Consider the following 24,868-nt stretch of genomic DNA (forward strand, 5'->3'; position numbering starts at 1 on the left):
GAAACGAAGGGATGGCAGCCGTGCCGCGCGCTGGACTCACCACCGAACGACTGGTCCGGGCGGGAGCCGATCTCGCCGACGAGGTCGGCTTCGACCAGGTGACCGTGTCGGCGCTGGCCAGACGGTTCGACGTCAAGGTTGCCAGCCTGTACTCGCACCTGAGGAACTCCCAGGACCTCAGGACCAGGATCGCCCTGCTGGCGCTGGAGGAGCTCGCCGACCGGGCCGCCGAGGCCCTGGCCGGGCGGGCCGGCCGGGACGCCCTGGCCGCGTTCGCGGACGTCCACCGCGACTACGCGCGCGAACACCCCGGCCGCTACACCGCCGCCCGGCTCCGCCTCGACCCGGAGACGGCCGCCGCGAGCGCGGGCGTGCGGCACGCGCAGATGATGCGGGCGATCCTGCGCGGCTACGACCTGCCGGAACCGGACCAGACGCACGCGGTCCGCCTGCTGGGCGCCGTCTTCCACGGCTACGTCAGCCTGGAGCTGGCCGGAGGATTCAGCCACAGCGCGCCCGACCCGCAGGACAGCTGGGCATGGATCCTCGACCATCTGGACACCCTGCTCCGCGGTCGCCCCGCCTCCTGAGCCCGCCGCGACCTCCCCATCCCTGTCCTGACCGGCCGATCCCGTGATCCACGCCACCTGATTCCCGTCACTTTCGTGATATCCATCACGCAGGATTATCGGCTCAAGCCGTGACGACTCGGGCAAGTCGATGCTAGAAAGGCCAGATGGCAGACCGTTTTGCCCGTCTTCGACGGATATCGCGGCGGTCGCTGGTGGGAAAGAGTCCGCGAAGCGTCGCCGGACAGATGTTCCTCCTCCAGGTGGCCCTCGTGGTGCTGCTCGTGGCCTTCGCCGTCTTCGCTCTCCTCATGCAGTCGGAGCGGGACACCAGCGCCGAGGCCAAGAGCCGCTCCATCGCCGTGGCCCAGACCTTCGCGCACTCCCCAGGCGTCGTGGCCGCACTGAAGGCCCCCGACCCGTCGGCCGTGCTCCAGCCGTTGACCGAGGCGGGGCGCAAGGCCGCGGGCGTCGACTTCATCGTGGTCATGGACACCCACGGCATCCGCTACACCCACCCCATGCCCGATCGCATCGGCAAGCGCTTCGTCGGCACGATCGGTCCGTCCCTGGCCGGCAAGGTCTATACCGAGAGCGTCCACGGACCGCTCGGTGAGGAGATGCAGGCCACCGTCCCCGTCGACAACGCCGACGGCCATGTGGTGGCCCTGGTCTCCGCCGGGCTGAAGGTCAAGAACGTCACCAGCCAGGTGGACCGGCAGATCCCGCTCATCCTCACCGCCGGAGCGGTCGCGCTCGGCGTGGCCACCGCCGTGACGGCGCTCGTGGGCAGGCGGCTGCGCCGCCAGACCCACAGCCTCGCCCCGGACGAGATGAGGCGCATGTACGACCACCACGACGCGGTGCTGCACTCCGTACGCGAAGGAGTGCTCATCGTCGGCGACGACGGACGACTGCTCCTCGCGAACGACGAGGCCCGGCGGCTGCTGGACCTGCCCCCGGACGCGGAGGGCCGGAACGTGACGCAGCTGACCGGCCTGGAGCCCGAGACGGTCGCGCTGCTCGCCTCCGGTCGCGAGGCCACCGACGAGGTCCACCTCGCCGGCGGTCTGCTGCTCGCCGTCAACCAGCGGCCCACCGACCGTGACGGAGGCCCCAAGGGCACGGTCGTCACCCTGCGCGACTCCACGGAACTCCAGGCGCTCTCCGGCCGGGCCGAGGTCGCCCGTGAGCGGCTCAAACTCCTGTACGACGCCGGTCTGGGCATCGGCACCAGCCTCGACGTGACCCGCACCGCCGACGAACTCGCGCAGGTCGCCGTCCCCCGCTTCGCCGACTTCGTGACCGTCGACCTCGCCGACGGCGTGCTGCACGGCGAGGAGCCGGGCCCCACCGCGGCGGGCGTCCGGCGGATCACCGTGCACGGGGTCCGCGACGACCACCCGCTCTACGAGAAGGGCCGGCTGATCGACTTCCTGCCCTCCACCCCCCAGGGCCGCGGCTACGGCACCGGCCGCTCCGAACTGGTGACCGACCTGCTGACCGCCGACGGCTGGTATCTCCAGGACCCGGAGCGCGCCACCCGGATGGTGGACTACGGCATCCACTCGCTCATCACCGCCCCCATCCAGGCCCGGGGTGTCGTGCTCGGCGTGGTCAACTTCTGGCGCACCAAGGAGCACGGCCCCTTCGACGTGGAGGAGCTGTCCCTGGCCGAGGAACTGGTGGCCCGCGCCGCCGTCAGCATCGACAACGCCCGCCGCTACGCCCGCGAGCACGCCATGGCCGTCACCCTCCAGCGCAGCCTGCTGCCGCGGGCCCTGCCCGAGCAGAGCGCCATCGAGGCCGGCTACCGCTACCTGCCCGCCCAGTCGGGCGTCAGCGGCGACTGGTTCGACGTGATTCCCCTGCCCGGCGGCCGGGTCGCGCTGGTCGTCGGAGACGTCGTCGGCCACGGACTGCACGCCGCCGCCACCATGGGCCGGCTGCGCACCGCGGTGCACAACTTCTCCACCCTCGACCTGCCCCCCGACGAACTCCTCAGCCACCTGGACGACCTCGTCGGCCGGATCGACCAGGACGAGTCCTGTCCGGAGGCCGCCGCCGGTGTCGTCGGCGCCACCTGCCTCTACGCGATCTACGACCCCGTGACCCGCCGCTGCGCCATGGCGCGCGCGGGACACCTCGCGCCCGTGCTGGTCCACCCGGACGGTAGCGCCACCTTCCCCGAGCTGCCCTTCGGGCCGCCGCTGGGCCTCGGCGGCATGCCGTTCCGCACGGCCGAGGTGGAGCTGGAGGAGGGAACCCAGCTCGCGCTGTACACCGACGGCCTGGTCGAGGACCGCAACCGCGACCTGGACGAGGGCATGGAACTGCTGCGCGCCGCCCTCGCCGGTCATCCCGACCGGCCGCCGGAGGAGAGCTGCCAGGCCGTGCTGGAAGCCCTGCTGCCCCCGCGGCCCAAGGACGACGTCGCCCTGCTGGTCGCCCGCACCCGGGCGCTGCCGTCCGACCGGATCGCCGACTGGGACGTGCCGGCCGACCCGGCCGCCGTCGCCCGTATCCGCGACGCGGCCAGCGCGACACTCGACGAGTGGGGCCTCGGCGAGCTCGCCTTCAGCATGGAACTCGTCCTGAGCGAACTCGTCACCAACGCCCTGCGCTACGGCTCCGAGCCCATCCACGTGCGGCTGATCCACGACCGCACCCTCATCTGCGAGGTCTCCGACGGCAGCAGCACCTCACCGCACCTGCGGTACGCCGCGACCACCGAGGAGGGCGGCCGGGGCCTGTTCCTGGTCTCGCAGATGACCGAGCGCTGGGGCACCCGCTACACCCCTCAGGGCAAGGTGATCTGGGCGGAACTGGCCCTGCCGGAGGATCCCCCGGGCTGCTGAGAGCGGGCCACCGACACGATCACCTCCCGCAGCCGCTCGACGTACAGCCGCAGGTTCTTGTGCGCGACATCGGTGTCCGGGTAGCGGCTCGCGAACTGGAGTCCCTCGTGGAGCCGGGTGACCCACGCGCACACCTGGTCGCCGTAGGACACCCGGAGCAGGCCGTAGGCCTTCAGCTCCGTCCAGCGCTCCGAGCCCGGGATGCCCCGGGCGTCGACGAACGAGACGATCGAGTACAGGTCGGGCGAGGTCGGACGGAAGTCCGAGCCGAGCAGGCGCAGCACGCGGGCGAGCGGCATCCGGGCCAGCGACCTGTTGGCGCGCAACTGGGCGCTCACCATCCGCAGCAGGCCGTCGAAGTCGGGTGCCTGGTCGGTGTGGATCTCCACCGGGGCGCCGCCGACGTACCAGCCCACCGAGTCCAGCCACCGGGAGTTCCTCCTGGTGTGGAACGGCACGACCGTGCGGTACACCGGCCGGCCGCCGATCTCGTGGACGACGAGGCTGGTGGCCGCCAGGACACCGACCAGGCTCCCGCCGAAGGGGCGGCAGTACGCCTCGAACGCCGCCGCGTCCCCGGCGTCCACCAGCATCTCCCGCATGAGCTGCTGCCGGGGCAGCCGCCCGCCGGGCTCCAGACCGAGGTCGACGGGGAAGTTCGGCAGCCTGCCGTCGCACCGGTCGATGAACTCCCGCCAGCGCTCGACGATCGCGTCCGTGCCGTCGATCTCGTCCGCGCTGGTGCGCTCGGTCCGGCAGAAGTCGACATAGCTGCCGGCCGGTTCGCGTTCGGGGCGGATGCCCCGGGCGCCCGCGGCGTACAGCTCGTGGATCTCGGCCGGAATGCGCTGCACGGAGTAGGCGTCGACGTTGCTGTGGTCGAAGGCCATGTACACGCTGGCGCCGTCCGCCCTGACCACGGCCGCGTACAGGAAGTTCGGCCAGCGCAGCGCGTCCGCCGCCACGTCGAAGCGATCCTGGAGATACCGCACCAGAACGTCCGCGTCGCGGAACTCGCCGATCGTCTCGCGGCGCAGCGACACGTCGGCGGCGTCCAGAGTGAAGCGGCGCATCTCGTCGCCGGCCCAGCGGAAGCCGCTGCGCAGCGTCTCGTGGCGGAGCATCCAGCCGCGCAGTGCCTCCTGGAGGACGTCCAGGTCGACGCTGCCCGGGATGTCGAACGCGGTGCCCAGCCAGGTCGGCACGAACAGGCCGTCCTCCCGCACGGACCTGGCCGTCCTGATGTGCGACTCCTGGATGTACGCCGGTGGCCGGGAGTCGTCCGGCAGGCCGGTCGCGGCCCGCACGGCCGCCGGATCGAGACTCCATTCGACGAGCAGCCCGGGCCGGACCTCGCAGCGCTGGATGTCGGTCATACGCAAGGGAAGCCTCCGTTGCATGGGGGTACAGGGAAGCAACTGCGCAGAGGCTCGGGTGGTTGCGGGTGGCCGCCGGCCGGGTCCGCGGGGCGGCCGTGCCGTCCGGGGCCGGCCCGGGGCGTGGATGGTGCCCCGAGCCGGCCCCGCGAGGCGTCACTCGGCGGGCGCCACCTGCGCGGTCCGGGTCGCCCGGGGCAGGGTCAGTACGGCGGCGAAGCCGAGGACCGCGACCGTGGCGAAGAAGTAGAAGCCCCACGGGTGGCCGATGCCCGCGGTGACCAGGGCGCCGGTGATCGACGGGCCGACGATCGAACCGATCCGGCCGATCCCGGAGGCCGAGCCCAGGGCGGTGCCGCGGACGGCGGCGGGGTAGTACGCGGTCACATAGGCGTAGACGAGCACCTGTGCGGAGAAGACGAACACGCCGGTGCAGAAGACGACGGTGTTGAGCAGCAGGTCGCTGTCCATCTTGACGCTCAGGCAGGCCAGCATCAGCACCGAGACCGCGAACCAGACGAGCGTGGTGCCCTTGATGCCCCGCCGGTCGGCGACGAGGCCGCCCACGACCAGTCCGACGACACCGCCGGCGTTGAGCACCAGCAGCTGGGTGACGGCCGTGGGGACGGGGTAGCCGGCGTCGTTCATCAGCTTCGGCAGCCAGGTGTTGAGGCCGTAGACGAGCAGCAGCCCCATGAAGGAGGCGACCCAGACCCCGATGCCCGCGCGCAGGTACGCCGGCTTCAGCAGCTCCGTGAAGGGCACCCGCTGCGCGCCCTCCGACTCCTTGGCCCGGACGAATGCCTCCGACTCCGGCAGCCGGAACCACTGGACGGCGGCGATGACGAGACCGGCGACGCCGAGGACGTAGAAGAGTATCTGCCAGTTGTCCGTCACCTGGAGCGCGAGCAGCGAGGTGATCACGGCGCCGGTGTGGTAGCCGGTCATGGTCAGCGTGCTGGCCCGGGCCCGGCGTGCGGCCGGCATGTGCTCGGCCATCATCGTCAGCGACACCGGCATGCAGGCGCCGAGGCCGAGGCCGGCGATCAGGCGCAGCAGGGCGAACACCGTCACCGAGCCGGCCAGCGGCACCAGCAGGGTGAACACGGAGAACAGCACGACCGACCCGATGAGCAGCAGCCGCCGCCCCAGCCGGTCGGCCAGCGGCCCGACACAGACCGCGCCGATGGCCACGCCGACCAGCGACAGCGTCGCGATCGTGGTGGCGTCACCGGCGGTCATGCCGAGGTGATGGGTGCGCAGCAGGACCGGGATGATCGCGCCGAGGACGACGAGGTCGTATCCCTCGAGCATGACGGTGATCCAGCACAGGACGACGGTCCAGGCGTTGCGCCCGGTGGTGCCTGACTGCGCCGGTGTGCGGGACGAGACGGTGGATGTCATCGGGACATACCCCCCAGGGGACGGGTGCGGGCGGACGGGAGCGGGGTGGAGCCGGGTGGAGAGGGGCGGATCGGGACGAGCGTCAGAACGGGTAGTCGGCGATGTCCGGGCGGACCGTGACCCACTGGGTCTCGGTGAAGGCCTCGACGTTGGCGGCCGCGCCGCCGAACCGGGAGCCGGTGCCGGAGGCCTTGACCCCGCCGAAGGGCGCGTTGGGCTCGTCGCTGACGGTCTGCTCGTTGATGTGGACCTTGCCGGAGTCGATCCGGTCGGCGAGCTTCATCGCCGTACCGACATCGCCGAGGATGCCGACGGACAGCCCGTACTCGCAGTCGTTGACGATCTCCGCGGCCTCCTCCAGGGTGGAGAAGCCGATCACGGGCGCCACGGGGCCGAAGATCTCCTCGCGCCAGGCCGGCATGTCGGGCCGCACACCCGTCAGGACGGTCGCCCGGTAGCCGGCGCCGGCGATCTCGCCGCCCGCCGCGAGGGTCGCGCCCGCCGCGACGGACTCGGTGACGATGCCGTGCACCCGCTCCAGCTGACGCCGGTCGATGAGCGGGCCGAGCGCCACGTCCTCGCGGGCCGGGTCGCCCACCGGCAGCGCCTTCGCCTTCGCGGCCAGCGCGGCCGTGTACTCCGCCAGCAGCGACTCGTGGACGATGTGACGGCCGGTCGTCATGCAGATCTGTCCCTGGTGCAGATACGAGCCGAACGCTCCGGCCGACGCCGCCTTGGGCACATCCGCGCCCTCCAGCACCACCAGTGCGTTGTTGCCGCCCAGCTCCAGATGGGCCCGCTTGAGCAGCCGGCCCGCCCGCTCGCCGATCGCCCGCCCCACCGCCGTGGACCCGGTGAAGGAGACCACCCGCACCTCGGGGGCCTCGACGACCGCCTGGCCGACCGCCCCGTCCCCCGGCAGCAGGTGCAGCACCCCGGCCGGCAGCCCGGCCTCCTCGAAGATCCGCGCGATGACCACGCCGCCGCTCACCGCGGTGCGCGGATCCGGCTTGAGCAGGACCGCATTGCCCAGGGCGAGCGCGGGCGCCACCGAGCGCAGACCGAGGATCAGCGGGAAGTTGAAGGGCGCGATGACGCTCACGACACCGGCCGGGCGGCGCCGGGCGAGCGACCAGCGGGCCTCCTCGGAGGTCAGCACCTCGCCCTGCGGATGTGTCGGCAGCCCCGCGCACTCGAAGCACTCGCCCACGGCGAGCCCCACCTCGAAGCCCGCCTTGGCCCGCACCGAACCGGCCTCGCGCACCAGCCAGTCCTCCACCTCGGCCGCGTGCTCGGCGAACAGCTCGCCCGCCCGGCGCAGCACCGCCGCCCGGCGCTGCGGGGAGGTCGCCGCCCACGCGCGCTGCGCCTCGGCCGCCCGCGCGGCGGCCCGGCCGACGTCCTCGGCCGTCGCCAGGCCCACCGTCGCGAGCTGGTCGCCGGTCGCCGGCTCGACGACCGGCTGCTCGGCGGCGGAGCTCCGCCAGCCGTCGCTGAAGAACTTCTTGGCCCAGACGTCGCTGTCCAGGAGTGCCATCGGTGTCCCTTTCGTCGAAGCGGTTCGTCGGGTCGCCCGGGTGCGGCCCGGGCGGGCAGGTGTGCTCAGGAGGGGGTGGTGAGGGCCGTGTCGACCTGGACGAGCCGCGGCCCGTCGGGGCGTTCGGCGAGGACGGCCCGCAGTTCCTCGACGTCGCCCACCTGCGTCGCGCGGACTCCGTAGCCCTCCGCGATCCGGGTGAAGTCCAGACCCGGGATGTCCAGGCCGGGGGCGTCCGGCACACCGAGCAGTCCGCCGAACCAGCGCAGCGCGCCGTACGTCCCGTTGCGCAGCAGCACGATCGTCAGCGGAACGCGGTGCTGGGCGGCCGTCCACAACGCGGTGATGCCGTAGTTGGCCGAGCCGTCGCCGATCACGCCCACGACCGGCCGGTCCGGCTGTGCCAGCGCGACCCCGACCGCGCCGGGCAGCCCGAACCCCAGTCCGCCGGCCGCCGGGAAGTAGTAGGAGCCGGGCCGGCGCAGATCCATCTGGCGCCACCAGGAGGAGTTCGTCGAGGTCGACTCGACCACGTACGCGGTGTCCTCGGGCAGCCGGTCGCGCAGCGCCGCGAAGACCTCCTCGGGATGCAGCAGCGGCCGCTCGGCGGCCGGCGGCTCGGGCACCGGCCGGTACGGGCCCGTGGGCGCGGCGGGGGAGCCCAGCCGCTCGATCAGCAGGTCGATCACCGCGCCCGGGTCGGCGACCAGCGCCTCGCCCATCGGTGCCCGCGCGGCCGCGGAGGCGTCCTCGGTCACCTGGATCAGCCGGGTGCCCTCCGGCAGATACCGGCCCGGCTGGTACTCGTGGTACCGGAACACCGGCGCGCCCAGCACCAGCACGAGGTCGTGCCCTTCCAGCGCCTGGCACACGGGCGCGATCCCGGCGGGCAGCACCCCGCGGAACAGCGGATGCCGGTTGGGGAAGGGCAGCCGGAACAGCGAGGGTGCCGCCCAGACCGGCCCGCCCAGGCGCTCGGCCAGCCGCACGGCGTCGTCGAACAGGCCGGCCGAGTCGATGTCGCCGCCCAGCACCAGCGCGGGCCGCTCGGCGGCGGCCACCCGCTCGACGAGCCGGCGGGACTGCTCCCCGTCCGGCACGCGGGCCCGCTCGACCCGCCGGTCCAGCACGGCCAGGCAGTTGTCGTCGACGTCGGCCGCCCAGTCGTCGTAGGGCACCGACAGATACGTCGGCCGGCGCTGGAGCTCGGCCTCGAACACGGCCTGCGCGAGCGCGCGCGGCACGTCCTCGGCGCACGCCGGCTCCGCCGCCCAGCCGACCAGCGGCTTCATCAGCGCCGGGGCGTCCACGTTGGCCAGGTTGGCCTCCGGGCCGACGGCGGGGCGCACCTGCTGTCCGGCCACGATCACCAGCGGGGTCCGCGAGGCCACCGCATTGGTCAGCGCGCCCATCGCGTTCCCGGAGCCGGCGGCCGCGTGCAGGTTGACCAGCACCGGCCGCCCGGTCGCCTGGGCGTAGCCGTCGGCCATGCCGACGACCGCCCCCTCGTGCAGACCCAGGACGTAGCGGAAGCCGTCCGGCAGACCGGCCAGGAAGGGCAGCTCGTTGGAGCCGGGATTGCCGAAGACGGTGGTGAGCCCCTGGCGTCGCAGGAGCTCGTGGGAGACATGACGTACGGAAGGCACGGACGTTCCTTTCGAGTGATGCGACGCACGCTAGGCAAGGCCCCGACATGGGCACCAATAAATGTTCCCGAGCGGCGATATAGAGTTCCTCGATATGGGGACCATGCGGAGCTTTGATCTCAATCTCGCGCGCGTGTTCGTGCTGCTGTACGAGACCGGCAGCGTCACGGCCACCGCGGAGACCCTCCACGTCACCCAGCCCACCGTGAGCTACAGCCTGGGCAAGCTGCGCCGGCACTTCGACGACGAACTGTTCCGGCGCACGGGACGCGGCCTGACGCCCACCGCCGGCGCCCGCCGGCTGTACGAGCCGCTGCGGCGGGCCCTGGCCGAGATCGACGGCACCATCCGCCAGGCCGACGCCTTCGACCCCGCCACCATGCCGGGCCGGTTCACGCTGGCCCTCTCCGACCTCGGCGAGGCCACCCTGCTGCCCCGCCTCCTGGCGGCGGCCCGCGAGCGTGCGCCCCGGGTGTCGTTCATCGTCCGGCCGCTCGACGTGGACGACGCCGAGCAGCAGCTGCGCCGCGGCGACCTCGACGCCTTTGTGGCCACCCCGGTGCTGACCTCCCACCGGACGGTGCGGATCCCGCTCTTCCACGAGCGCTACGTCGGCATGGTGGCCGCCGACCACCCCCGGATCCGGGGCGAGGCGGTCACCCTGGAGGAGCTCGCCGCCGAGCACCACGCCACCGTCTTCGGCTCCAGCGGGCACGTCGTGCCGCGGGCCGTGCTCGCCACGCACGACCTGCTGGACCGCGTGGTGGTCGACGCCACCCGCTTCTCGATGCTGCCCTACCTGCTGGAACAGACCGACCTGATCGCCATCGTCCCCGAGTACGTCGGCGAGGTCTTCACCGCCTCCCACAGGCTGCGGCTGGTCCGGCTGCCCTTCGAGACCGAGCCGATCGAGGTCGCCCTCTACGCCCGGCACGAGTCCTCCCGCAGCCCCTCCCAACGGTGGCTGGTGCGGTTCATGGCCGAGGTGCTGGGGGAGCGGGTGAGCCCGGCGCAGCTCCCGCCGTACGCGGTCGGACCCGAGCGGCCGGCCCGGCCCGCCTGACCCACGCCCCTGACCCACGCGCCTGACCCACGCGCCGTGTAGGCCGACCGGGTGCATTCGGCCCGATGTTGGGCCATCCCGGCGACGGCAGACGGTGCCGTGCGTGCCCGAGCCACGAGGATGGTGCCGAGCCCTGCGGACATCACCGCGGAACTCACGCATCCATGTCTTCGCGAGAAAGCGTGTCACGGGCCGCATGACAGACGTTCAGCACATCACGCCGGAAACCGCCGGTCCCCGTCGCCGCCTGCGGGCCGGTGCCGTGGTGGTGAAGTGGGCGACGACGACCGATCACAAGACGATCGGCTCGCTGTATCTGGTCACCTCGTTCGTGTTCTTCGTGTTCGGCGGCATCCTGGCGCTGCTGATGCGGGCCGAACTGGCCCGTCCGGGTCTGCAGATCATGTCGAACGAGCAGTTCAACCAGTTCTTCACGATGCACGGCACGATCATGCTGCTGATGTTCGCGACGCCGCTGTTCGCGGGCTTCACGAACTGGATCATGCCGCTGCAGATCGGCGCCCCGGACGTGGCCTTCCCGCGGCTGAACATGCTGGCCTACTGGCTGTACCTGCTCGGTTCGCTGATCGCGGTGGGTGGCTTCCTCACGCCCAACGGCGCGGCCGACTTCGGCTGGTTCGCCTACTCCCCGCTGACCGACGCGGTGCACTCGCCGGGCATCGGCGGAGACCTCTGGATCATGGGTCTGGCCCTGTCCGGCTTCGGCACCATCATGGGCTCGGTCAACTTCGTCACCACGATCGTCTGCATGCGCGCGCCGGGCATGACCATGTTCCGCATGCCGATCTTCGTGTGGAACGTCCTGCTCACCAGCATCCTGGTGCTGCTCGCCTTCCCCATCCTGGCGGGCGCGCTGCTCGCGCTGGAGGCGGACCGCAAGTTCGGTGCCCACGTCTTCGACCCGGCCAACGGCGGTGCGCTGCTGTGGCAGCACCTCTTCTGGTTCTTCGGCCATCCCGAGGTGTACATCATCGCGCTGCCGTTCTTCGGCATCGTCACGGAGATCATCCCCGTCTTCGCCCGCAAGCCGATCTTCGGCTACATGGGCCTGGTCGGCGCGACGATCTCGATCGCGGGCCTGTCGGTGACCGTGTGGGCCCACCACATGTACGTCACCGGCGGTGTGCTGCTGCCGTTCTTCTCCTTCATGACCTTCCTGATCGCGGTACCGACCGGTGTGAAGTTCTTCAACTGGATCGGCACCATGTGGAAGGGGGCGCTGTCCTTCGAGACGCCGATGCTGTGGTCGGTCGGCTTCCTGATCACCTTCCTCTTCGGCGGTCTGACCGGCGTGATCCTTGCCTCCCCGCCGCTGGACTTCCACGTCTCCGACAGCTACTTCGTGGTGGCGCACTTCCACTACGTCGTCTTCGGCACCGTCGTCTTCGCGATGTTCGCGGGCTTCTACTTCTGGTGGCCCAAGTGGACCGGCAAGATGCTCGACGAGCGGCTGGGCAAGATGAACTTCTGGATGCTGTTCGTCGGCTTCCACACCACCTTCCTCGTCCAGCACTGGCTGGGCGCCGAGGGCATGCCGCGACGGTACGCCGACTACCTGGCCGCCGACGGCTTCACCGCGCTGAACATGGTCTCCACCATCGGCTCGTTCCTGCTGGGCCTGTCCACGCTGCCCTTCTTCTACAACGTGTGGAAGACGGCCAAGTACGGCAAGAAGATCGAGATCGACGACCCCTGGGGCTACGGCCGTTCGCTGGAGTGGGCGACCTCCTGCCCGCCGCCGCGGCACAACTTCGTCACGCTGCCCATGATCCGCAGCGAGTCCCCGGCCTTCGACATGAGCCATCCCGAGGTCTCGCTCACGGACAAGCGGGAGAACCTGGGCCTGCCGACATGACGGACGCACGCAGACGCACGGACGACGAGCCGGTCTCACCCGCCCACGTCGTCAACCAGGTGGAGGGCTATCTGCTCTGGCAGGCGCGCGTCGCCGAGGCCGAGGAGCGGGCCCGCGCCTTCACCGAGCCGCTGGAATGGCTGACCACCGCCCAGCGGGAGGAGATCGAACAGCACTACGTCCGCGACTGCCTGGTCCGGGCGCGTGCGGACCTCCAGCGCGTCGCGGACCGATGCCGGGGCCTGCGCGGCGAGTACGAGGAGCGGTACTCGCGGTTGCGGGCGCGCTGTGTGGCCTCCGTGATCGCCGCCGTGGCCGTCCTGGCCGCGGCGGCACTGCTCACCCTCGCCGTCACGCAGTCCTGACGCGCTGCCCGCGCGGTGCGGGACGCCTTCACAACTGCCTGCGGACGCCCGGCTCCCGCGCCCGGCCGGTCCGCCGGCCGTCCGGATCCTCCTCGACCGCCCGCCGGGCGTCCCCGCGGCGCAGTACCGGCAGGACCGTACGCTGCCGCAGGTCCTCGACGAGGAAGGCGGTGCCGGCGTACAGCGCCAGCGCCACCAGCAGCAACGCGGCGGCGGCGTCGGCGAGTTCGAGTGCGTGCGGCGCACCGAGCTGATAGGCGGCCGCCAGCGCGGCCCGCAGCGTGGAGACGCTCAGGACCACGCCGAGCAGCGCCTTGCCCAGGAAGCCGGTCACCGCCAAGGGCAGCAGCATGAGGGCGAAGGCGCACAGGTACATGCCGAGGGCGGTGCTGGTCCGCTGCCCGGGCGCGACGATGTGCAGCACTCCCAGCGCGGCCCACGACGTGGCGAACAGCCCGAGCGCCGCCGCCGCGGCGGTGTCCCGGGTCAGAAAGGCCATGACGGCGGCGAGGAACTCCAGCGGGAAGACGAAGACCGCGAGCAGGATGCCCGCGGAGCGCACCTCGTCGCCGGTGAGCAGGCCCAGGCCGATCCCGGCCAGCAGCACCATGCCGATGCCGAACGAGAAGAACCCCAGGGGCAGCGGATTGCCGTACGGCCGGACGGTGACGGTGGCGGCCTCCGGGCCGTTCTCCTCAGTGGGGATCACGCTCGCCGCGTACCCGCCGGCACCGGGAGGAAACGGCACCGCCCATGTGACCGGGCTGCCGAAGCCCGCACGAACGTGATCCCGGCGCCGGGCAGAACTCCCGGGCCGTCACACGGCGTACGTCATGTCACGTTCCGCGGTGGCCCGGGCGCGGGCCGCCTCCAGCGCGCTGAGGAGGACCTGCTTGCTGGAGGCGCGGTCGCGCACGTCGCACATCACCACCGGGGTGGACGCGTCCAGGTCCAGCGCGGCCCGCACCTGATCGGCGGTGCAGTCGCGCCGCCCGTGGAAACAGTTGACGCCGACGGCGAAAGGGATGCCGCGCGCCTCGAAGAAGTCGATCGAGGCGAACGACGCCTCCAGCCGCCGGGTGTCCGCGAGGACCACCGCGACGAGCGCGCCGGTGGCCAGGTCATCCCACATGAACCAGAACCGGTCCTGGCCGGGCGTGCCGAACAGGTACAGGACCAGTTCCGGAGCGATCGTGATGCGGCCGAAGTCCATCGCCACCGTCGTCGAGGACTTGCCCTCCACCCCGGACAGGTCGTCGACACCGAGGCTCGCCTCGGTCATCCGCTCCTCCGTCTCCAGCGGGGGCACCTCGCTCACCGCGGCCACCATGGTGGTCTTGCCCACTCCGAAGCCGCCCGCGATGAGGATCTTCAGCGCGGTCGGCATGACCGGTTCAGAGCTGACGGATACCATCCATCACCCTTTCGATGAGTTCCACACTCGGCCGGCTCTCCTGACCGGGCGGCGACTGCACCAGGATCAGCGAGGCGTCGAGCAGATCCCCGCACAGCACCTTCACCACGCTCACCGGCAGGTCCAGCAGCGCGGCGATCTCCGCGACCGCCAGCGCACGGTCCCGGCACAGGTCGAGGATGTGGGCCGCCTCCGGCTCCAGATGGCCCGTGGCCGGCCCGTGCGCCGACCGCGCCACGACCAGCGTGATCAGCGTGAACGCGTACTGACTGTGCTGGGTGCGTCCGCCGGTGATGGCGTACGGCCGTAAGTAGCGTCCGGCCTCCTCGACGTCGTGCCGGCGCGGCTCAGGCATCCTGAACGGGGCCGCCGGTCGCGGACTGCACGCGCGGCGCGGCCGTCAGATACTGGCCCACCTGCTTGACGAGCGTGCCCATCTCGTACGCCATCATCCCCACATCCACTTCCTGAGAGGCGAGCGATGCCAGGCGGGCCCCCTTGCCCGCGGCCGTGACGAAGAGGAACGCCTTGTCCATCTGAATGACCGTCTGCTGCACGCGTCCACTGTGGAAGTGACGCGCGGCGCCGCGGGCGAGGCTGTGCACACCCGAGGCCACCGCCGACAGGTGCTCGGCGTCGTCGCGGAGCATGTCCTTGGACTTGCCGATCAGAAGACCGTCACCGGAGAGCACGATGGCGCACCGGATCTCCGGTATCCGGTCCACCAGACCGTCCAGGAGCCAGTCGAGCTGACGTCCGGTGTGTACCTGCTCAGTCATTGCTTAACGTCCTCACAGTTCAGGGGCAGTGGGGCCTGCCGCGTCGCTGGGCCGCCCGTGCGCACCGTGCGGCGTGTCATCGTCCTCGGCGTACTCGGCGTCCTGGGCGTTCTCGGAGCTCCAGGCCCGCTTGAGCCCCTGGTGGATGGCGCTCATCGCACGGGCCGACGCGTGCGGCGAGATGACGTCGTCGTCGCTCGTGCCCTCGGGCTCGTCCTCGGCCTGTGCCGCCTGACTGCGCAACTGCTGGGCCAGGCTGGCCCCCCTGACCCGTTGCGGCAGGACCGACGGCGTCGTGAGCGGACGGGGGGTGTCCGGCGCGCCGGGCCCTCCGGACGGCTCCGGGATCTGCCGCGCGGGTGGGTGTGCGGGCGCCTGTACGGACGGGTGTGCGGGCGACTGCGCGGGCGACTGCGCGGGCGGCGGTGCCGTCCGCCGGTAGGGCTCCGCGGCCGGTGCCGGCGGCTGCGGAGCCGGTCCGGCCGGCCCGGCGCGTCGGGCCGACGGCGCCGGGTGGGCCGGTGGTGCCGGGTTTGCCGGTGGAGCCGCGTGGACCGACGGCGCCGGGTGGGCCGGTGGTGCCGGTGGAGCCACGTGGGCCGACGGCGCCGGATGGGCCGGTGGTGCCGGCGGGGACGGCCGGACGGACGGGGCCGGCTCCGGGGCCGTGGGTGCGGGGTGTTCCGACGCGGGGGGCAACAGGCCTGCACCTCCGTACTCGGGGAAACCGTTGTGGTCCGGCAGCGCCGTGTGGACGATGACGCCCTCGGCGCCGGTCTCACGGGCGCCCACCCCCGTCAGGGCGTCGGGGCCGGCCGCGGCCGCGTGCTGCCCGGCGCCCGTCAGCCGGGGTTCCGGCCCGCTCTCCACGGCCCGGCCCGCGGCCACCGCGGCCGACTGGAGCTGGTCGACGACGGGCGAGGAGGTGTCCTCCAGCAGCGGGACGGGGATCACCACCAGGGCGAGCGTGCCGCCGTAGTCCGACTCGCGCAGCACCACCTTGATGCCGTGCCGCTCGGCGAGCCGCGCCACCACGAAGTGCCCCAGGCGGGGGTCCTCGCCGAACACGGTCATGTCGACCCTGGGCGGCTCGGCGAGCAGTCGGTTGGCCCGCTCCAGCAGGTCCGCGGGCATGCCGAGGCCCTGGTCCTCCACATGGACGGCCAGGCCCTTGGCGACCCGGGTGGCGCTCACCGTCACCTGGGTGTCCGGCGGGGAGAAGCTGGTGCCGTTCTCGATTAGTTCGGCCAGCAGATGCGTGACGTCGGCGACGGCACGGCCGGCCAGGGCCACCCGCCGGTCCGCCGGCGTGTTCTTCACCCTGACCCTGGTGTACTGCTCGGTCTCCGCCACCGCGCTGCGCATCACATCGGTGAGGGCGACGGGCTGGGTCGTACGGCGGCTCGGCGGAGCACCGCTGAGGATCATCAGGTTCTCCGCGTGTCGCCGCACCCGGGTGGCCAGATGGTCGACGCGGAAGATGTCCTTGAGCAGGTCCGAGTCCTCGTGCTTGCGTTCGAGGTCGTCCAGCAGCGCGATCAGCCGGTGGATCAGCACCTGGGCGCGCCGGATGAGCTGCCCCACGACCTTGTCCGAGCCCTCCCGGCCCCGGGACTGGCGCAGCGCCGACCGGGCGGCGACGTGCGCCAGTTGGTCGACGGCCGAGTACAGCCGCCCGATCTCGTCGCCCGCCTGCGACCGCCGCGGGGTGAGCACGGCCGGATCGATCCGCTCGCCCCGTTCTATTCGGCCCAGCACCTCGGGGAGCCGGTGGGTCGCCAGCAGCTCGGCGCTCGACCGGAGTTCGGAGAGCCGCTCGGCAAGGCGGTCGGACTCGGCGAGGCGGCTCGTCACCGAGCGGCGCGTGCGCAGCGCCAGGACCGCGGCGGCGGCCAGCGCCGCCAGCGTGGCCGCCGTGCCCAGCAGGGTGGCCAGCAGCAGCTCGTCGGCCCGGTCCGAGGCATCGCCGGCCCACGCCTCCAACGAGGTGGCGCCCAGCGTCTGGGCGTCACCCACGACGCCGTCCGCGGCGGCCGGCCAGTCGGTGGCGCGCTGCGGCAGAGCGGTGCCCCGGCCGCCGGTGACGGCGTCCTCCACCGAGCCGACCGTGGCCCACCGCGTGCCGGAGGTGATCCGCGCGTACCCGGCGGCCGCGTCGCCGGGCAGGTCCTCGACGATCAGCCCCGCCCGCGCGGCCCGCTGGAAGCCCAGGTACGCGCCGAAGCGGACGCGGTCGGCCTCCGTGATGCGGCGGGCGGGCAGGGCCGCGGAGACCAGCGCGTCCTCGCGCGCCAGCATCTCGGTGATCTGGGCCAGCGCCACCGTCGCCGTGCCTGCGCGCTCCAGCGTCCCGTCGTCGCCGCGCACCGCCGCGGTGAGCAGGGCCAGGCCCTGGGAGGCGGCGTCGGTGAAGTACGCGAAGGCGTCGCCGGGCGACAGCCTGCGCGCGTCGACGGCGGACCGGCGGTCCGCCAGTGACGCCAGCGCGCCGTCGAACGCCCCGGCCCGGCGCCGCAGCGTGGCCGTGTCCGCGCCGTCCGCCTGCCGGTGGTACTCGGCGAGGGCGGTGTCGGTCTTCTTGCGGGCCGCGTCCAGGTCCGCCCGAGCGGCGCCTGTGCGGGCCGCCTGCCACACGGCGGTCAGCCGGCGCTCGTCCTGGATCCGCGTCAGCAGCTCCTGCGCGGGCCGGGCGAGGGACGTGACATGGTCGGCCTCGGTGTGCAACCGGACCTGGTCGTCCACGAGTCCGGCCGCCGTGTACCCCCACAGGCCGCTGAGACAGACCGCGGGGACGACGAAGGGGAGGACGAACGAGGATCGCAGTGATCGGGGGGAAGCGGCGCGGTGACGTGTCCGCCGGTCGCGGGTGCCTGGCATCTGATTCCTCGTACAGCAGCGGTACAGCGGTGCGGGCAGGTGCGCTCGACGTTCGACGATCCCCGCGCTGCGGCCTGGTGGCTCACCGTGATCGAGGTCGGCGCGAGCTGCACGGTATCAGGATCATCGCGCAGCGTCATATGCGGTCTGCGGCAACTGGCCTGTATCTCCACATAGTTGGCACCCTTCACAGCAGCGCGAGCAGCCGCGGGGTGTACAGGTCCGAGGCGGAGGCGATCCCGGCCACCATGTCGAGGTAGATCGAGGTGAGTTCCGGATCCGACTGCACGGCCCGCAGCAGGGAGAGCCGCCGCTCGTGCGGGTCCAGCCGGGCGGCGCCGAGCGTGGCCTCGTAGCCCGGTGCGAGGGATGCCCTGCCGTCGTCGGCGAACCGGCTCAGCGCCGCGTCCAGGCGCGCGGGATCGCCGCCGAGCGTGCCGCTCACCGCCGCCACCAGTGCCTCGACCTGCTGGAAGGCGTCACTGATCCCCCGTGCCGTGATGGAGTCCTTGTGGTGCGCGGCGTCGCCCACCAGGACCCAGCCGGGTCCGGTCGGCTGCCGGAAGAAGTTCTGCTGGTCGCCGCTGCCGTGCAGCCGCTCCACCGGCCTCGCGTCCGCCAGCCGCTCGTGCAGGGCGGGCGCGGTGGCGCGTATCTGCTCCCGGTAGGCGCGCCACGCGTCGGTACGGACCTCCTCGAAGCGGGACTGGGGGAAGTAGGCCAGGACGAGGGTCGCCGCGTCGTGGGTGGGCACCGTGGCCACCCAGCCGCCGGGCCGCTCGTACAGCTCCAGATCGGCCGGGACGTCCTGCCAGTAGGTGTAGTAGGCGCAGGTCAGCCGGGGGTCCTGCACCGTGTACGGCGCCGCCGCCAGCCGGGCGACCGCGGAACGCATCCCGTCCGCGCCGATCACCAGGCGCGCGCGCTCGGTGAACGCGCGCCCGCCGTGCCTGCCCTCGACGCCGACGACCCGGCCGGTGCCGTCGCGCAGCAGCCCGGTCACCCGGCAGTGGTCGCGGAACTCGGCCCCCGCCTCGACGGCCGCGTCCACCAGGAGGGCGTCCAGCACGTGCCGCCGCGGGGCGAATCCCGCCCGCTGCCCCTCCACACCCCGGGCGCAGCCCTCGATATGGATGTCGGCGACCTCGTAGACCGCGCGCTCGATGGGCGGGCAGCCCGAGGCGCGCACCCGCTCCAGCAGGCCCCAGCGGGCGAGCGCGGCGACGCCGGGCTGGTGGATCAGGTGGGTGGAGAGGGTGTCGGAGCCGTACGCCGCCTTGTCGAGCAGGAGGACCCGGTGTCCCGCCCGGGCCAGCAGCAGAGCGGTGGGCGCGCCGGCGCAGCGCGCCCCCACCACGATGGCGTCGTACATGCGGATGCCTCACAACGAACGTCGGTGGACGATGACTCGGGGACTCGGGGACTCGGGGACAGGGAAGGTCAGGAAGAACTCAGCGCGCGCACCCGAGTTCGGTGAGCACGGCCCGGCGGTCGATCTTGCCGTTGGGGTTGAGCGGCAGCCGCTCCAGGACGGTGATCCGGCTGGGCATCATGTACGGCGGCAGCCGGTCGCCCAGGGCCGTGTACAGCCGGTCGGGCACGCAGCCCGGCCCGCTCACCGCGGCCCGCAGCTCGGGCTCGCCGTCGACGGCCGGCACGGTGACGACGACGGCGTCCCGCACCCCGGGCTGCCCGCGCAGCGCGGCCTCGATCTCGCCCAGCTCGATCCGGTGACCGCGGATCTTCACCTGGTGGTCGGTCCGCCCGAGGTGGACGAGCCGGCCGTCCCGCACGGTGACCCGGTCTCCCGTCCGGTACCAGTGCCGCTGCTCGGGCGGTCCGTCGCCGGCCGGCCGGAGGTCCTCGGTGAGGAAGCGGCCCGCGTTGTGCGCGGGGTCCAGGTATCCGGCGAAGCGCAGCGGGCCCCGTACGCACAGCTCGCCGGTGTCGCCCGGCCGGCCGTCCTCGCCCAGCAGCATCAGTTCCAGGGCCGGGTGGCCGGCGCCGATCGGCGCGGTGCCATTGGGGGTGTGCGGCCAGTCGGCGACGTCCTCGGGGAACCGGTAGGCGGTGCAGGAGATGGTCACTTCGGTGGGGCCGTAGAGGACTTCGAGGCGACTGCCCGGAGCGGCGGTGCGCCACTCGCGGGCCGCCTGGAGCGTGAGCGGCTCGCCGCCGAAGACGCTCCAGCGCAGGGTGGGCATGCCGCCGGGGGCGAGGGTGCCCAGACGGGAGGCGAACGTGATCAGCGACGGCACCGAGAACCAGTGCGTCAGCCGCAGGCTGTTGATGGTCTTGACCGGGGACAGCAACTGGCTGCGCCGGGGCACGACGAGGGTGCCGCCGCCCGCCCAGGCGACGAACAGGTCGTGCACGGACCCGTCGAACGTCAGCTCGAAGGTCTGCGACAGCCGGCTGCCCGGGCCGATGCCGTACCGTCCGGCGACCTGCTCCAGATAGGCGCAGATGTTCCGGTGCCGCACCGGCACCCCCTTGGGCGCGCCGGTCGAGCCGGAGGTGAAGATGATGTACGCGACATCGTCGGGCCCCACCTGCCGAAACGCCCCGCTGCCCGCCGCAGGGGCTCCGACACCTGCGTCGGCCCGCCCGGCCGCGTCGGCCTCGCCGGCCCCTGTGGCTCCGTCTACGCCGACGGCCGTTCCGGGTCTGTGGGCCTTCGTGTCCCCTGTCGGGGTCTCGCCGCTCGCGCTGGTGCTCGCGCCGGTTCCGGTGGGGGCGGCCCCGATTGCCGTGCCGGTAGCGGTGGCCGCGTCGGCTTGCTCGGCCTCGCTCGCCTTGTCCGCCCCGCCGACCCCCACGGCCGCACCGTCCGCCCCGGGGCCGCCCGCGGTGGCGCCGGGGGCGTCCCTGTGCGGGGTCGCCGGACCGGGCACGTGGACGGGGACGCCGAGGTCTGCGGCGGCGTCGGGGGTCTCGGTCAGGATGAGGTCGAGGGCGGCCGCTTCGACGACGCCGGCCGTGCGTGCGGTGGGGTGCTCCGGGTTCAGGGGGACGACGGTCGCGCCGGCCCGCAGGATGGCGAGGTAACCGGCGTAGGCGGTCACCGAGCGGGTGGCGAGCAGCCCGACCCGTCGCGGCGGGCCGCCGCCGGTCGCCGCGACCAGGTCCGCGGCCGTCCGCTCGGCGCGCTCGCGCAGTTCGCTGTAGGTCAGCCGGGCCCCGTCGACCTCCAGGGCCGGCTCCTCGGGGTGCGCGGCGGCCGTGCGGGCGAACCACTCGTAGAGGGTCTGGGGGGTGTTCACCGGACCGCCGCCTCCAGCGCCCGGGTCCACTGCCGCAGCTCGCCGACGGTGCGCAGCCGCCCGAACTCCTCCGGGTCGACCTCCTGCCGGCACCGCTTGGCCAGTTCCACGACGATCCGCAGCTTCGCCAGCGAGTCGATGCCGATGTCGGTGAGGGAGGAGGCGTCGTCGAAACCGGTGCGGGCGTGCTCGCGCAGCACCCAGGCGGCCAGGTCGCCGGCCTCGTCGTGCCCGTCGCCGTGCTCCTCGCCCGGCCAGTACCGGCGCAGCTGCCAGGGGTAGGCGGGCAGCGGGACGTAGCGGCCCGGCGGGCCGAACACCGCCTCCCAGTCGGGCTCCTCGCCGGCGAGGTAGCGGTCGGCGACGGCCGACAGCGGGCGCCCGCCCAGTGCCGGGACCCCGGTGAGCGCGTCCGCCAGCTCCTCGTGGGTGCGGCCGACCACCGCGACGCGGTGCGTGTGGTGCTGCCGCCGTGTGGCCGCGCTGTAGCAGATGTCGCGCAGCGCGTACGACGCTCCCTCGCCGCCCGGACGCAGATAGGCGGCGTAGGCCGAGGCCAGCGCCTCGAGGGCGGCGGGGCTGTGCGCCGAGAGGGCCAGGACGTACGGCGTGGCGTCCGTCTCGCCGGCGGGCGCCGCGGCCGGGGCGTCGGCCTGGGCGAGCACCACGTGGGCGTTGAGCGCGGAGGAGCCCTGCCCGCCGACCCCGACGACGGCGGGCCGCCCCGGGTCGGGCAGGTCCCGGAGTTTGGCCGGCACCTCCAGCGGCAGGCTGTCCCAGGCGACGCCCGGGTGCGGGGTGTCCAGGTTCAGGCTGGCCGGTATCTGGCCGTGCTCCAGGCACAGCACGGCCTTGACCAGCCCGGCCATGCCGCCGGCGGCCTCCGCGTGCCCGACGTTGGTCTTGACCGAGCCGACCAGCAGCGGCCGGTGGGCGGGCCGCCCCCTGCCGAGCACCTCGCCCAGCGCGCTCAGCTCCAGCGGGTCGAGGGCCGGCGAGCCGGAACCGTGCGCCTCGACGTAGTCGACGTCGGCCGGGTCCACGCCGGCGTCCTCGTACGCCCAGCGCAGCACGTCGAGCTGGCCCTGGAGCGACGGGTTGAGCACCGAGTCGCTGGTGCGGCCGTCGTTGCCGATCGCGCTGCCCCGGATGACCGCGCGGACGCGGTCGCCGTCGGCCAGCGCGTCGGTCAGGCGCTTGAGGACGACCACGGCCACCGCGTCGCTCGGGGAGTAGCCGTCCGCGCCCGCGTCGCCGAACTTGGTGCGCCCGTCGCCGGCCATCGCGCCGGCGTGGGTGAGGACCAGGCCCTCGTCCGGACGCAGCGCCAGGTTCACCCCCGCGGCCAGGGCCAGCGGGCTCTCCCCGGCGCGCAGGCTCTGCACGGCCTGGTGCACGGCGACCAGCGAGGACGAACAGGCGGTGTCCACGACGACGCTGGGGCCGCGGAGGTCGAGGAAGTGGGACAGGCGGGCGGACAGCAGGGAGCGGAAGTTGTTGAGCTGGGCGGCCGTCACCGACTCGGGGCCGCGGCGCAGGGAGAGTTCCAGGTGGTCGGCGCGGGCGTTGCCGACGAAGACGGCGGACCGGCTGCCCGCCAGCCGGTCGGGACGTTGCCCGGCGTCCTCCAGCGCGTCCCAGGCCGTCATCAGCAACAGCCGCTGCTGCGGGTCGAGTTCGGTGGCCTCGGTGGCCGACATCCCGAAGAACTCCGCGTCGAACTCCGCCACCCGGTCCAGGTAGCCGCCCCGGCGGGCGGCTATGCGCCCCGGGCCGGCGCCGGGGGAGTGGAGGGCGTCCACGTCGTAGCGTTCAGGAGGCGTCTCGCTGGTGGCGTCCACGCCGTCCCGCAGCAGAGCCCACAGCTGACCGGGCGTGGCGGCGCCGGGCAGCCGGCAGGCCATGCCGATCACCGCGACCGACCGAGGGTCCACGTCGGACCTGTTCATGAGAGAACTCCGTTCATACGTCGCCACGACTCCTACGCCCTGGCGCAGTTGATCTTGCCCCATCGCAACTTTCCGCACGCATACGTCACTTGTCAGAGGCTGAGCAACCGTCCCGGAACGAGGACGGCGGAGAAGGGAATCTCGCGAACCGGTCGCGTGGCGGTCCCGTCGTGTGGGCGCTCCCGTCGTGCGGACCCCCGGCTGTGCACCGCCGGGGGCGCCACCGCGTTCAGGCCGACGGGCCTCCGCCGTCTCCGGGCCGCGCGATCACGGCAGGCGGGAGTCGTGGCGTAAAACCGATGCGGGGACAGGGGGCCGACGGTGTGACGCCCGCCCAAGGAAGCGGGGCCGACGGTCTCGACGCACCCACTGCTCGGGCCCGGACCGGGGACCGTGCACCCGCCTCACCCTTCCCAATTTCGAACTCATATTCGAGCGCCTGGTGTCGTGCCGGACTGAACGCGTCAGTGTCGACAGCAAGTCCACCGCATGATTGTCGGGGGCAAAATCGTTTCGGTTCGCCGGGCGTTCAAAGATTGACGGGAAGTGATCGCTGGGCGTTGAAACATCGAAAAGTTTGGACAGAATCCCCGAATGGGCACGTGCCGGTCCTGCCCGGTACCGACCGGAGCGCCCCACGGTGACCGGCGTGGAAGCCAAGTCCTGCCCCCCGCACAGACGTTGACGGCGGGGCGGGTGGGGCGGAAATGACCGGGAGTGGTGATCCACAGGGGGCCGGAACTCTGCTTTGATCTGACCCCATGGATTCCCTGTCACCCGAACAGCAGCGCGCCTCCGGCGAGCAGCGGACGCACCGGCTGAGGATTCTCGGCCTCAACACGGTCGAGGCGGAGGCCACGTTCGACCGCGTCGCGCGCCTCGCGGCCACTTTCACCCAGTCGCCGCTGGCCATGGTCAACTTCATCAACGACGAGCGGCAGATGTTCCGCGGCATGTTCGTGCCCACCGGTTCCGACGAGGAGCCCGTGGACACCGCGGGCGGCGGAATCCCGTTCGATCTGAGCAACCTCGCCCGCGAGGCGCCCGGCGACTACGGCTTCTGCCCCCACGTGGTCGCCCAGCAGTCCCAGCTCGCCCTGGACGACGTCTTCGACTATCCGCGCTTCAAGGGCAACGCCCTGGTCAACGACCTGGGCGTGCGCTCCTACCTGGGCACTCCGCTGCGCGACAACACCGGCGTGATCCTCGGCACCGTGTGCGTCGCCGACTTCAAGCCACGCACCTGGGACCGCCAGCTCAGGCAGGGCATGCAGGAACTCTCCGAGACCCTGCTGTCCGAGTTCAAGCTGCGCGACAGCCTGCTCGCCCAGCAGCAGGAGCTGTTCGCGGTGTTCGACGGGGCGCCGTTCCCCATCATGCTCACCGAGGGCCCCGACCACCTGCTGCGCTACGCCAACGGCAAGCAGGGCCAGGCCTTCGGCATGGTGCCCCAGTTCAGCCTCGGCCGCAGGGTGCTGCCCGGCCTGGACGAGGTCGGTGTGTTCCGGGCGATGGACGACGCGCTGCGCACCGGCCGGCCGACCACGGTGCCCCGGGTCTCCCTGAGGACCTACGACGCCCCGGCGCCCCAGGACTTCAACTTCCTGTGCACACCGGTGCGTACCTCCCCCAGCGCACCCTTCAAGGGCGTCCTGACGGTGGCGATGAGCGCCGCCGGGCAGGGCTACGGCGGCGCCGAGTCGCAGGCCTTCGCGGCCAACGTCCAGCAGCGGTTCGAGCAACTGGGCGGCGGCGCGCTGTCCGACGGCATGCCCCTTAGGTGACGGTCCCCGCGCGGCGCCCGGCAGCCCGACACCCAGGGCCTGTTGCGACAGTCCCCGGCCCTCGGCCGGAAGGTACCCCCGGCCCCGCCGGTCGCCGCGCCCGCCGCC

General features: G+C 72.7%; 18 protein-coding genes. 6 read left to right on the forward strand and 12 right to left on the reverse strand.

Going from position 1 to position 24,868, the window contains the following annotated elements:
- Positions 1-20 precede the first annotated feature (20 nt).
- The gene (locus tag ABZ484_RS09550) at positions 21-590 is read left to right on the forward strand and encodes a TetR/AcrR family transcriptional regulator (protein WP_358865343.1); all 570 of its coding nucleotides are present in this window, start codon (positions 21-23) and stop codon (positions 588-590) included.
- A gap of 146 nt (positions 591-736) precedes the next feature.
- Entirely contained in the window at positions 737-3,427 is a 2,691-nt protein-coding gene (locus tag ABZ484_RS09555; RefSeq protein ID WP_358865310.1) for a SpoIIE family protein phosphatase, read from the forward strand.
- Here ABZ484_RS09555 and ABZ484_RS09560 read toward each other — a convergent pair.
- From ABZ484_RS09560 to mdlC, 4 genes are all read right to left on the reverse strand, one after another.
- A complete protein-coding gene (locus tag ABZ484_RS09560) occupies positions 3,370-4,803 on the reverse strand; it encodes a condensation domain-containing protein (protein ID WP_358865311.1) in 1,434 nt (477 codons plus the stop codon). The genes ABZ484_RS09555 and ABZ484_RS09560 overlap by 58 nt on opposite strands.
- A 156-nt stretch (positions 4,804-4,959) precedes the next feature.
- The gene (locus tag ABZ484_RS09565) at positions 4,960-6,207 is read right to left on the reverse strand and encodes an aromatic acid/H+ symport family MFS transporter (protein ID WP_358865312.1); all 1,248 of its coding nucleotides are present in this window, start codon (positions 6,205-6,207) and stop codon (positions 4,960-4,962) included.
- A gap of 82 nt (positions 6,208-6,289) precedes the next feature.
- A complete protein-coding gene (locus ABZ484_RS09570) occupies positions 6,290-7,744 on the reverse strand; it encodes a benzaldehyde dehydrogenase (protein ID WP_358865313.1) in 1,455 nt (484 codons plus the stop codon).
- Between the two features lie 65 nt (positions 7,745-7,809).
- On the reverse strand, positions 7,810-9,390 hold the full coding sequence (gene mdlC / locus ABZ484_RS09575; RefSeq protein ID WP_358865314.1) for a benzoylformate decarboxylase: 1,581 nt from the start codon (positions 9,388-9,390) through the stop codon (positions 7,810-7,812).
- A 103-nt stretch (positions 9,391-9,493) separates the two neighbouring features.
- Here mdlC and ABZ484_RS09580 point away from each other — a divergent pair, with 103 nt between their 5' ends.
- The 3 genes from ABZ484_RS09580 (at position 9,494) to ABZ484_RS09590 (ending at position 12,694) form a co-directional block, all read left to right on the forward strand.
- On the forward strand, positions 9,494-10,453 hold the full coding sequence (locus ABZ484_RS09580) for a LysR family transcriptional regulator (protein WP_358865344.1): 960 nt from the start codon (positions 9,494-9,496) through the stop codon (positions 10,451-10,453).
- Between the two features lie 196 nt (positions 10,454-10,649).
- Positions 10,650-12,329, forward strand: a complete 1,680-nt coding sequence (gene ctaD, locus ABZ484_RS09585) for a cytochrome c oxidase subunit I (protein WP_358865315.1) — start codon at positions 10,650-10,652, stop codon at positions 12,327-12,329.
- Positions 12,326-12,694 (forward strand): cytochrome C oxidase subunit I, encoded by a 369-nt coding sequence (locus ABZ484_RS09590; protein ID WP_358865316.1) that lies wholly within the window; start codon positions 12,326-12,328, stop codon positions 12,692-12,694. The genes ctaD and ABZ484_RS09590 overlap by 4 nt, the downstream gene beginning before the upstream one ends.
- A gap of 28 nt (positions 12,695-12,722) precedes the next feature.
- On the opposite strand, the gene ABZ484_RS09595 is transcribed toward ABZ484_RS09590, so the two are convergent.
- The 8 genes from ABZ484_RS09595 to ABZ484_RS09630 form a co-directional block, all read right to left on the reverse strand.
- The gene (locus tag ABZ484_RS09595; RefSeq protein WP_358865317.1) at positions 12,723-13,403 is read right to left on the reverse strand and encodes a GPR1/FUN34/YaaH family transporter; all 681 of its coding nucleotides are present in this window, start codon (positions 13,401-13,403) and stop codon (positions 12,723-12,725) included.
- A 108-nt stretch (positions 13,404-13,511) separates the two neighbouring features.
- Complete coding sequence (locus tag ABZ484_RS09600) at positions 13,512-14,108, reverse strand: ATP/GTP-binding protein (protein WP_358865318.1); 597 nt, start codon at positions 14,106-14,108, stop codon at positions 13,512-13,514.
- Positions 14,089-14,463 carry a DUF742 domain-containing protein gene (locus ABZ484_RS09605; protein ID WP_358865319.1) on the reverse strand — a complete coding sequence of 125 codons (375 nt, stop codon included), beginning with the start codon at positions 14,461-14,463 and terminating at the stop codon, positions 14,089-14,091. The genes ABZ484_RS09600 and ABZ484_RS09605 overlap by 20 nt, the downstream gene beginning before the upstream one ends.
- On the reverse strand, positions 14,456-14,887 hold the full coding sequence (locus tag ABZ484_RS09610) for a roadblock/LC7 domain-containing protein (RefSeq protein ID WP_358865320.1): 432 nt from the start codon (positions 14,885-14,887) through the stop codon (positions 14,456-14,458). Before ABZ484_RS09610 ends, ABZ484_RS09605 begins: the two co-directional genes overlap by 8 nt.
- Before the next feature lie 12 nt (positions 14,888-14,899).
- A complete protein-coding gene (locus tag ABZ484_RS09615) occupies positions 14,900-17,764 on the reverse strand; it encodes a nitrate- and nitrite sensing domain-containing protein (RefSeq protein ID WP_358865321.1) in 2,865 nt (954 codons plus the stop codon).
- Positions 17,765-17,951: 187 nt separating this feature from the next.
- Positions 17,952-19,136, reverse strand: coding sequence for an NAD(P)/FAD-dependent oxidoreductase (locus tag ABZ484_RS09620; RefSeq protein WP_358865322.1), 1,185 nt, complete (start codon positions 19,134-19,136; stop codon positions 17,952-17,954).
- 79 nt (positions 19,137-19,215) lie between these two features.
- On the reverse strand, positions 19,216-21,027 hold the full coding sequence (locus ABZ484_RS09625; RefSeq protein WP_358865323.1) for an AMP-binding protein: 1,812 nt from the start codon (positions 21,025-21,027) through the stop codon (positions 19,216-19,218).
- Positions 21,024-22,976 carry a beta-ketoacyl synthase N-terminal-like domain-containing protein gene (locus tag ABZ484_RS09630; RefSeq protein ID WP_358865324.1) on the reverse strand — a complete coding sequence of 651 codons (1,953 nt, stop codon included), beginning with the start codon at positions 22,974-22,976 and terminating at the stop codon, positions 21,024-21,026. The genes ABZ484_RS09625 and ABZ484_RS09630 overlap by 4 nt, the downstream gene beginning before the upstream one ends.
- Before the next feature lie 761 nt (positions 22,977-23,737).
- Here ABZ484_RS09630 and ABZ484_RS09635 point away from each other — a divergent pair.
- Positions 23,738-24,760 carry a GAF domain-containing protein gene (locus ABZ484_RS09635; RefSeq protein ID WP_358865325.1) on the forward strand — a complete coding sequence of 341 codons (1,023 nt, stop codon included), beginning with the start codon at positions 23,738-23,740 and terminating at the stop codon, positions 24,758-24,760.
- The last annotated feature ends 108 nt before the right edge of the window (positions 24,761-24,868 follow it).

Origin of the sequence: Streptomyces sp. NPDC006393 (assembly GCF_040628575.1) — a bacterium.
In the GTDB taxonomy this organism is placed as follows: Bacteria; Actinomycetota; Actinomycetes; order Streptomycetales; family Streptomycetaceae; genus Streptomyces.

Excerpts from the sequence above, each read along its gene's own strand:
- ABZ484_RS09600 (WP_358865318.1), bottom strand. The coding sequence starts at position 14,108 with ATGGTATCCGTCAGCTCTGAACCGGTCATGCCGACCGCGCTGAAGATC.
- ABZ484_RS09620 (WP_358865322.1), bottom strand. The coding sequence starts at position 19,136 with ATGTACGACGCCATCGTGGTGGGGGCGCGCTGCGCCGGCGCGCCCACC.
- ABZ484_RS09615 (WP_358865321.1), bottom strand. The coding sequence starts at position 17,764 with ATGCCAGGCACCCGCGACCGGCGGACACGTCACCGCGCCGCTTCCCCC.
- ABZ484_RS09630 (WP_358865324.1), bottom strand. The coding sequence starts at position 22,976 with ATGAACAGGTCCGACGTGGACCCTCGGTCGGTCGCGGTGATCGGCATG.
- ABZ484_RS09605 (WP_358865319.1), bottom strand. The coding sequence starts at position 14,463 with ATGCCTGAGCCGCGCCGGCACGACGTCGAGGAGGCCGGACGCTACTTA.
- ABZ484_RS09570 (WP_358865313.1), bottom strand. The coding sequence starts at position 7,744 with ATGGCACTCCTGGACAGCGACGTCTGGGCCAAGAAGTTCTTCAGCGAC.
- ABZ484_RS09580 (WP_358865344.1), top strand. The coding sequence starts at position 9,494 with ATGCGGAGCTTTGATCTCAATCTCGCGCGCGTGTTCGTGCTGCTGTAC.
- ABZ484_RS09560 (WP_358865311.1), bottom strand. The coding sequence starts at position 4,803 with ATGACCGACATCCAGCGCTGCGAGGTCCGGCCCGGGCTGCTCGTCGAA.
- ABZ484_RS09590 (WP_358865316.1), top strand. The coding sequence starts at position 12,326 with ATGACGGACGCACGCAGACGCACGGACGACGAGCCGGTCTCACCCGCC.
- ctaD (WP_358865315.1), top strand. The coding sequence starts at position 10,650 with ATGACAGACGTTCAGCACATCACGCCGGAAACCGCCGGTCCCCGTCGC.
- ABZ484_RS09635 (WP_358865325.1), top strand. The coding sequence starts at position 23,738 with ATGGATTCCCTGTCACCCGAACAGCAGCGCGCCTCCGGCGAGCAGCGG.
- ABZ484_RS09555 (WP_358865310.1), top strand. The coding sequence starts at position 737 with ATGGCAGACCGTTTTGCCCGTCTTCGACGGATATCGCGGCGGTCGCTG.
- ABZ484_RS09610 (WP_358865320.1), bottom strand. The coding sequence starts at position 14,887 with ATGACTGAGCAGGTACACACCGGACGTCAGCTCGACTGGCTCCTGGAC.
- ABZ484_RS09565 (WP_358865312.1), bottom strand. The coding sequence starts at position 6,207 with ATGACATCCACCGTCTCGTCCCGCACACCGGCGCAGTCAGGCACCACC.